1 protein-coding gene is annotated in these 2,187 nt (G+C 35.4%); it reads right to left on the reverse strand.

Annotation, left to right across the window (positions count from 1 at the left end):
• Positions 1-611: 611 nt before the first annotated feature.
• Positions 612-1,814 (reverse strand): hypothetical protein, encoded by a 1,203-nt coding sequence (locus tag FTU50_RS15085; RefSeq protein ID WP_257223492.1) that lies wholly within the window; start codon positions 1,812-1,814, stop codon positions 612-614.
• Positions 1,815-2,187 lie beyond the last annotated feature (373 nt).

Raw genomic sequence — 2,187 nt, forward strand, 5'->3', positions numbered from 1 at the left:
CAACCAAACCAGTACCGACTTTGGCAGTCTCAACAATCGTTGTTCTTGCTTTGTCTTCTGGCGCGGCTTCATATACATTTACACTAGAACTCACAACATCCGTAGCAATAGACACATAACCTGCTATAAAAAAACCGAAGTAAAACTACCTCGGTTTCCTATAGTAAAATATTTTAACTATTTAAAATAATTACCAACCATATATGCATAAATCATAAAAATAAATGCAAAGGTTGTAATGGTGAATATTACATACTGAAAAAGAAAATATGCTTTATATTCAGACATCAACCTTTTGAGCTGACTCTCATTCAAACGATAATAAAACTCTTTTCCATAGAGCCTTTTGAAAGATTTGTTATATTTCATGTTCAAAATCTCTCTCCAAAAAGTTGTAGGGAGAAAGCTGAGAAAAATAAAATTAAAAGGCTCTAAAGGTCTTCTGTAATGTTTTTCATTGTTAAAAATAATTTTGGAAATACCTTTCAAATGTATATTCATATAAATATAAAAAATAAAATATAGAACTATTGTTATTACAATTAAAAGAAGTCCAATCATACCAACGAATAACGATGGATCAGCTTTGTACAGCTTAATAATAAACTCTATCATTCATCTTCCAATGTTTTCTCAATTAAATCATATGACTTGCCTGCAATCCATCCCGATATTTCACTTGCACCCTTTACCGCAGCTCCTGCAGACAAAATTACGACGCCTATGACTACAAAGCCCACCCCACCAGACGCTAACCCAATAACAAGACCAGTGGTATAAATACCACCCACAATACCTACACCAACTTTAGTAGTTTCAACCACTGTCGTTCTTGCTTTATCCTCAGGCGCCGCTTCATAAACATTTACACCTGAACTCACGACATCCGCACCAATTGACACATAACCTGCTATTTTAACCTGACTTGCAAACTTACCAATTTTACCCATTTGTTTGGCGTATTCTTTGAGTCCACCTTTAAAGTTATTGTCTCTAACCAATGCCGATTGCTTCAACATACGGCGCATATTGGTAGTTTTAATCGACTGATCCCAACGCAAGAATTTCTTAGTTCCTTCGTTATCTAACTCCCTATACAAGTTTGCATACTTCTGTTTGAACTGGGTAAAATTTTTAGGGTTTGCTAACCCTGAGCCTTTGGCTTGTTCTTCGGCATACTTTAGAGCGAGTTCACCATGTAATCTGTAAACCCGATGCGCTTGTCCCTCAACCAATGATAAAGAAGCATCAACCGCCATCTTGTGCTCAAAAAATCCATCTTCTTCTTGCTTATTAAATTTAATCGTTAGGGGATGGTCATTTTCTTCAAAGATATTTTTATTAACAATCTTGGCGTTTTCTTGCAGTAGTGCATCATAAAAAAATTCATAGTTTTGGGCGAAGAATACCGCATCAAAATCTTTACCCTTCTTCATTTGCTCCAAATTGTCATGCGCATGTTGTGCTTGCTTTTTATATTCAGGTAATTCCTTCGCTGTGGTTGAGTTTGAGATAATTACCACCTGCCCAGGCTGCAAAACACCCATTGAAACCAAATTGGTTAAATGTGGATTGTTCGCTTTTAAAATTCCCCAATCTTTTTCCGTCAATGGCTTTTTAAATACACGTTGCGCCCAAGTCATCACAGGCTCAGTCTTTTTAACCAAATACCATGCAACTTCTCCGTCATTGATTCGTATTTCTTGTATATTTTCTTTGGCTTGCTTAGTTGTTCCAGTCGTCGTTTTAAGTTCAAAAAAACTCCATTTATTGGGTTCAGGAATTGGTATGGGATTCAGCGGACGCTTACTCATTAACTATGTTTGCTAGGCTCACCTCCCACATTCCATAAAAAAACCGAGACATTAAGCTCGGTTTTCAATAAAACTCTAAATTTTTAAAAATACTGATCCGCAATAAAACCCAATAACAGCAAAAGTGTTCCCAAAATACCTGACACAATGATCAAATAATGTAGATAAAAAAATACGGGATAATTTTTCAACATTTTTTTTAATTGGGAATCACCTATTTTTTGATATACATTATTCCCATAGTAAGGGCAGAGTAAAACTTGAAGTGCGACATAAACCACCTAATTAATTTAAAGGGTTTATGGAGTATATAAAATTGTCATACCATCATCTTAGCTTTGAAGATCGTACTGCATTAATGCTTGAGTCAAGA

Source organism: Acinetobacter sp. YH12112, from assembly GCF_013418945.1.
Lineage (GTDB): Bacteria > Pseudomonadota > Gammaproteobacteria > Pseudomonadales > Moraxellaceae > Acinetobacter > Acinetobacter indicus.

Excerpts from the sequence above, each read along its gene's own strand:
- FTU50_RS15085 (WP_257223492.1), bottom strand. The coding sequence starts at position 1,814 with ATGAGTAAGCGTCCGCTGAATCCCATACCAATTCCTGAACCCAATAAA.